This window comes from Bacteroidales bacterium (genome assembly GCA_013314715.1).
Classification (GTDB): Bacteria; Bacteroidota; Bacteroidia; order Bacteroidales; family GWA2-32-17; genus Ch61.
On record JABUFC010000039.1, the window covers coordinates 21563 to 27906 of the forward strand.

6 protein-coding genes are annotated in these 6344 nt (G+C 30.8%); 2 read left to right on the plus strand and 4 right to left on the minus strand.

Annotated elements, in window-relative coordinates; translation table 11 throughout:
• Nucleotides 1–25: 25 nt before the first annotated feature.
• Entirely contained in the window at nucleotides 26–838 is an 813-nt protein-coding gene (locus HPY79_09515) for a hypothetical protein (GenBank protein NSW46035.1), read from the plus strand.
• Between the two features lie 64 nt (nucleotides 839–902).
• Here HPY79_09515 and ccsA read toward each other — a convergent pair whose 3' ends face one another.
• Genes ccsA through nrfH form a run of 4 tightly spaced genes read right to left on the minus strand, consistent with a single transcriptional unit; the run spans nucleotide 903 to nucleotide 4987 of the window.
• Nucleotides 903–1694 carry a cytochrome c biogenesis protein CcsA gene (gene ccsA / locus HPY79_09520; GenBank protein NSW46036.1) on the minus strand — a complete coding sequence of 264 codons (792 nt, stop codon included), beginning with the start codon at nucleotides 1692–1694 and terminating at the stop codon, nucleotides 903–905.
• A complete protein-coding gene (locus HPY79_09525) occupies nucleotides 1691–2863 on the minus strand; it encodes a cytochrome c biogenesis protein ResB (GenBank protein ID NSW46037.1) in 1173 nt (390 codons plus the stop codon). The genes ccsA and HPY79_09525 overlap by 4 nt, the downstream gene beginning before the upstream one ends.
• A gap of 5 nt (nucleotides 2864–2868) precedes the next feature.
• On the minus strand, nucleotides 2869–4380 hold the full coding sequence (nrfA, locus tag HPY79_09530; GenBank protein NSW46038.1) for an ammonia-forming cytochrome c nitrite reductase: 1512 nt from the start codon (nucleotides 4378–4380) through the stop codon (nucleotides 2869–2871).
• Between the two features lie 22 nt (nucleotides 4381–4402).
• On the minus strand, nucleotides 4403–4987 hold the full coding sequence (gene nrfH, locus HPY79_09535; protein ID NSW46039.1) for a cytochrome c nitrite reductase small subunit: 585 nt from the start codon (nucleotides 4985–4987) through the stop codon (nucleotides 4403–4405).
• Between the two features lie 159 nt (nucleotides 4988–5146).
• Here nrfH and HPY79_09540 point away from each other — a divergent pair, with 159 nt between their 5' ends.
• Nucleotides 5147–6271: a hypothetical protein gene (locus tag HPY79_09540; protein NSW46040.1), complete on the plus strand. Its 1125-nt coding sequence runs from the start codon at nucleotides 5147–5149 to the stop codon at nucleotides 6269–6271.
• The last annotated feature ends 73 nt before the right edge of the window (nucleotides 6272–6344 follow it).

Genomic DNA, 6344 nt, shown 5'->3' on the forward strand with positions numbered 1-6344 from the left:
ATAATAAACCAATAAAAAAAATGCTATGAAAAATTCATTTCTTTTTGCTTTTATGATTGCTGTGGCCTTAACAGCATGTAAAAAAGACGATACTCCCTCAACAGGTGGTAGCACTCCAACAGGAGTTACAATCACTTCAACCGATTTAGGCAATGCCGGTGATACTATGCTTATGAATGTAGATACGACCAATTTGCCTACCTTATCGTTTGCACCCGGTCAAAATTTAACTTGGGATATTTCTATGGTCGGAATTGATAAAATTGATACCATTGCTTTTTTAACACCTGCCAATACACCCGGTCATAGTTATTTCCCAACTGCCAATATTGCTATGCAACCCGAAGCCGGACAGCCCATTTATATGTATCTTTTAAAAGGCACCGATAAAGTTGAGGGTTTAGGCATTTGGGCTGATGTTCAGGGCACTCAAGTTCATGCTGAATATACTGACAAACCCATATTAATAAAATTCCCTATGAGTTACAATAGTGCTTATTCCGATTCAGCATACTTAGAAACCATATTAAACATGAATGGACAATTTATTAAATCTGAAATGATTCAAAAAATAACAAGTAATGTCGATGCTTCTGGTACCATAAAATTACCCAATTCAGTTCAATTTTCATGTATTAGAGAAAAGCATATGGAAATAAATATCAATAACATTTATTGGAGCTTATCACAAAGTGGACCTTGGACCCTATATCAAAGCTCTAAAGATACTTCTTATGATTATAACTTCTTTGCTAAAGGACAAAAATGGAATGTAGCAACCATATCTGTTAAAAACTTTACTAACAATACTATCAAAGAAATTGCCTATAAAAAATAATATTTTTTCGACTTATATATAAAACAGAAGGCTATCTCAAAAGGGTAGCCTTTTTTTATATCATTTATCCACCATAAGTATGGACACTCTGATTAGCAATAGGCATGTAATTGATTCCAAACCAACAAATCAACAAAAGAATAAAAGCCACTATCAATATTTTTGCAGCCGACGAATATGCTGGTCTATATGCTAAACGATAATGCATATATAACAAATATATCATCCAAGTTATAAGCGCCCATATTTCTTTAGGGTCCCATGTCCAATAATGCCCCCAAGCTTGTTTTGCCCATATTGCTCCAAATAATAAACCCATAGTTAAAAAAGCAAAACCTGTATATATCAATCTATCGGTTGTTAATAACCATTCTTCCCATTTTTTAACTTTAACATATAATAATTGATGTAACGACAATAAGGTTGCCATACCAAAAATAGCATATGAAAAAATATAGACAATAACATGAGGTGCAAACCAAACACTCTGTAAAGCAGGCATAAGTTCTTTTGAAAAATTTTCAGGATGTAAAACATTAATAACTAAAAAAACAACTGCCATTAAACATCCATAAGGCACAATCCATCGCCATTGACTTTTAAAATAAAGAACCAATGTCAACATAGGGATAAAAAAGGCATACCATAAACGAGTTTCACCAAGTGTTCGCAAAGGAATTCGTTCTAACTCGTTCCATAGTAATAATATAAAAATTAGAAAAATGAGTGTATATGCACCCAATAAGCTATAAATAAACTTTTTTATAACTTTTTTGGAATCAAACAGTATTAAAAAAGAACTTGATAATAAAAACGTTATCCCCAAAATAACAATATAATTAAAATATGCTATCATATTAGTTTTTGTTTCCTGTCCAAATTAATAGTATTGCTCCCAAAAACAACATTTAACCAATTATCTTTATTGGTTTCTATAATAATATAATCACTATATTCACCCAGTTCTTTATGATAATCCTTTAAATATAATTTCCAACCCATTACTTCAAGCGGTTTATTTACTTCAATAGTTGCAGTATATTTTTCTTCATTTTGTGTATATAAAGTAATAGTTGACTTATAACGTTTAACAATAGGAGCTTCTAAAATAATGATGTTTCCATTTTTCATTTCTTGCATTTTACCTTGTTGCATTCTACTTGGGTAAGCAAGCCATGTATTAAAACTACTATCTTTTGAAACAACTTCGACATATGCAGATGCAATGTATCCAGGTGCTTTCATTGAAAAAACAGAATCGTTCCACCACCACGAATATGGTATATATTTCTTAATATTAATATTATAATTACCTAATTTTATTGTATGAATAGTATCTAATTCTGCTTGTTTTAATACAATCATTCCATTTTTAGCAGTGCTATCTTTTTTAACTAATTTAATTTTTGGTAAATAATAGTCTATTTCAAATTTCTTTAATTCAACTGCAAAAGGTAGATTATAAATTTTTTCATTTTCGTCATAGCCATACCAAACTGTTGAGTTCATTCGACAAACCATATCGAGTCGAATAAAATCGAAAGAACCTAAGCCACCAGCTAATAATACTAACCATAAGCCCAAATGATTTAAAATAAATGCAACATTTTTTTTATTCCAACTGTTAGTAATTCTTTTAGTTACAACTAAACCTAAATTTATTAACAAAAACAAGTACACTAATATAAATGGTATGCTTGTTGAGATAGAAGTCAGCCCCAAACGATCAATAAATGAAATTGAATGCTTTTGAGGAATAATTCCCATCAAAATAATAAAGAAGAAAAAAAACAGTATAGCAGCCAATGAAGTAAAAAGAGAAGTTAACCAATGATAAATAAAAGTTTTTGAAGCAAAAATTCTTAATAATAAAATCAGTACTAATAATAACAATCCAACATATAGGTTAAATGGAAAAGATAAATTTATTAAGGGATTTATAGACCATTGGAGCAAAAAACCAGCTGTAGCAATAGCCGCTAATATTATTAAGGTATGCTTAAAATAGATTTTATCAGTAAACATCTATATTATAAGTATTTAACAGAATATTTTGCTTCTCTTTCTTTAGCTTTTTTTAACCATATAGGCACAACATTTTTTAAAAATATTTCTTTATCAGCTTTTAATTTCTGTGTGTTTATTCCAATTGCTTTTTGAGCCATTTCTTTTGTTGAAATATCAGGTATTTTAACATCAAAATTATTATACTTTGCAAATATTTGAATTAATAATCGCCGAGCTTCTTGAGCTTTATTTATACCATGTGCAAGAATTCGAGCAGTTTCTAATGGAGCATGAAATGAATTACCATGCCCTGCAACGGCAAAATCCCATCGCCATTGTGCTTGTCTTATCAACAATAAAATATTTTTCATTTCTAATTCTTGTGCCCCAATATCCCAAGCATGTTTCGCTTCAAAATGAGCTGCAACAAGTTCTTTTTCTAATATTGTTCTTAATTCTTTAATATTACGTTGTCTTTGATAAACACGTTCGCGTAACTCCTCTTCTGATTCTTTATGACATACCTGACAAGATCGCGATATATTATTCAAAGGACTTTGAACATGATGATCGGTAAATTTAACACCTCCTTCACTTATATATGGCATATGACAATCAGCGCAAGCCAAACCTGCCCTAAAATGTACACCCATCTTGAAAACTTCATAATCAGGATGTTGTGCCTTAAGCATGGGGGCTTTGCTAATGGCATGCGTCCAATCAGAATAATTGAAATTATCATAGTATTTTTCAATTGCTTCAACGGTCATTCCAGAATCCCAAGGAAAAGTTAAATATTTTTGTTTTCCTTGACGATTATCAAAAAAGTATTCAACATGACACTGGGCACAAACCAAAGATCGCATTTCTTGTTGTGAAGATTCATTTAAATCTTTTCCTTGTCTTTGAAATGCTTCTATAAGAGCTGGACGAGTAATTTTTAAATTCATGGTTTTACTATCATGACAATCGGCACACCCAATAGGATTCACAACTTCACTACCTAATTTGTCCCATGAGCCTTTGTAAAATTCTTGGACTCCCATTTTAGCCATTAAGCGAGGAACATCCGGACTCTTACATGTCCAACAAGTATTGGGTTGAGGGCTTGGTGTCGTGTCGTTTGGTGCTCCTGTTCTTAATGTATTACGAATATCTACTATACTATAAAAATGACCCCTAGGTTGGTTGTAGTCTTTTGCAAAAGCATAACCTGCCCACAAAATAACCATATCTGGATTTTCTTTTAAAGCATCGTTTAAACCATTACCATTAAATAAACTCTTAAAATTAGTATCAGCTGTTTGTAAAAATGTTGCATATTCCCTTGGAAAATTTTCACCCCATATTTCATTTCTTGGCTCAAATTGCTCTATCTCAACTTTAGGACTATATACAAATTGAGCTTCAGCTCTTCGTTCTATAATACTAGAAGCCAAAAGACCAAGAAAAAAAACAAAAACAACAGTTACAAAAAATAATAACCAACCAGCCCAAGGCTTATTTTCTACAATTTGTTTTATTGACCATTTCATATTTTATTAATTTTTAAATTATTTACTTAGTAATCATTTTTTTTAACCAATGGGGCACAGCACTTTCTGGCAAAGGAACTCTTGAATTTGGTACACTCGATAAACTATTTACAGAACCATGTGGCGTTTCACGATGACAAAAAGTACAATTTGAAGATTTTCTATTTATATTCGTTGTATTCCCATTATAATTTTGAAGCTTATTATCTGTTAATAGATCACCATGACAACGCAAACAATTTGAATGAACCACTTCTTTTCCTGCTTCATGAATACGAATAACCTGAGGTTCTTTTCTTAATGTAAATATTGTAGCATGCCTTAAACCATCTTTTGCTTTAAAAAAATATTTATTAAAAACATTATCATGAGGAACATGGCATTCGTTACAATTAGCATATTGCCGATGAGCACTATGAAACCATGAAGTATATTGAGGAGCCATTATATGACAATTCATACAAGTTTCAGCATTGTCTGACAAATACGAATGAGCTTTGGAAACATAAAACAAAAAGAATATGAGTCCCGTTATTATACCTAATATAATTATAACATAAAATTTCCATTTTTTGGGCGGAATAAATATATCAACAATTCCTCTCATTCAATAAAATATTTAAGTAATTAAAGTACTTAATTTATTTAGATATTAATATTTTTTTTCCAAAAGTAATATTTATTTTTTTTATAAAAAATGATATTTGTCATTTCAATATTTAAATACTTATTTTATTTTTGTAAATCATTTTAATCATGTAATTTTATGACCAAACTATTTCTTATTTTACTTGTATTTATTGGGCTGCAAACCATTTATGCTCAAGAAAGTTCAAAGCCAACCGTTAAATTTAGTGGTTTTGTTAAAACCGATGTTTTTTACGATACTCGCCAGAGCAGTGCAGCCAATTATATCCGCGAAGGACATTTTTATCTTTTTCCTGATAGCATATTACTTGATAAAGATTCTGTTGATATTAATGATAAAGATGCTTTTCAAATGCTTTCAATTCAAACACGTTTAAAAGCAAGTATAACAGGTCCCGATGCTTTTGGTGCAAAATCGAGTGGTGTTGTCGAAGCAGAATTTTTTGGTACCAGCGATGCCGATGTTAATGGAGTTCGTCTTCGTCATGCTTTTGTAAAATTAAATTGGACCAAAACCGAACTATTAATTGGACAAAACTGGCATCCCATGTTTCCTGTAAATGCAATCCCTGGTACAGTGTCGTTTAATACAGGTACACCAATTTTATCTTTTTCAAGAAATCCTCAAATTAAGGTTAGTTATTCATTTACCAAACAAGTTGTTGCAAATGTTACAGCATATTCACAACGCGATTTTACTCATACTGGTCCCGATGGTATTTCCAATAAGTACATGCGAAATGCAAACATGCCCGGTTTTAATGGAGAGTTATCGTTTAATAACGATAGTTTAAAAATGAACGCTGCTGCTGGTATTAATTTTAAATCTATAGTTCCTGAAATAAAAACAAGTTTAGGCTATTTTACCAACCAACGCCTAAATTCGTTATCGTATTATGCTTATACTCAAAAGAAATTTAAACCCATTACACTAAAAATTATGGGAATTTATGCCGAAAATGCTACTGATATTATGATGATTGGAGGCTATGCGATTGCTGATACCATCGATAAAACCAAAGGTATAAAAAAATATACAAATTTAACAACGGCCTCTGGCTGGATTGATATTCAAACAAATGGCAAAAAAATACAATTTGGAATTTTTGCTGGTTATACTAAAAACCTTGGAAGTCAAGATAATATTTACGGAAAATATTATGTAAGAGGACAAAACATTGATTATATTGAGACCTTTGCAAAATTATATTATTTTTTTGATATATCAAAAATATTTGCCTAAAATTGAATTTTTAAGGTAATGATTCAAATTGCAGGACGATTTTATTCAAAAAAACATCTTTTTTAAAGCCAAA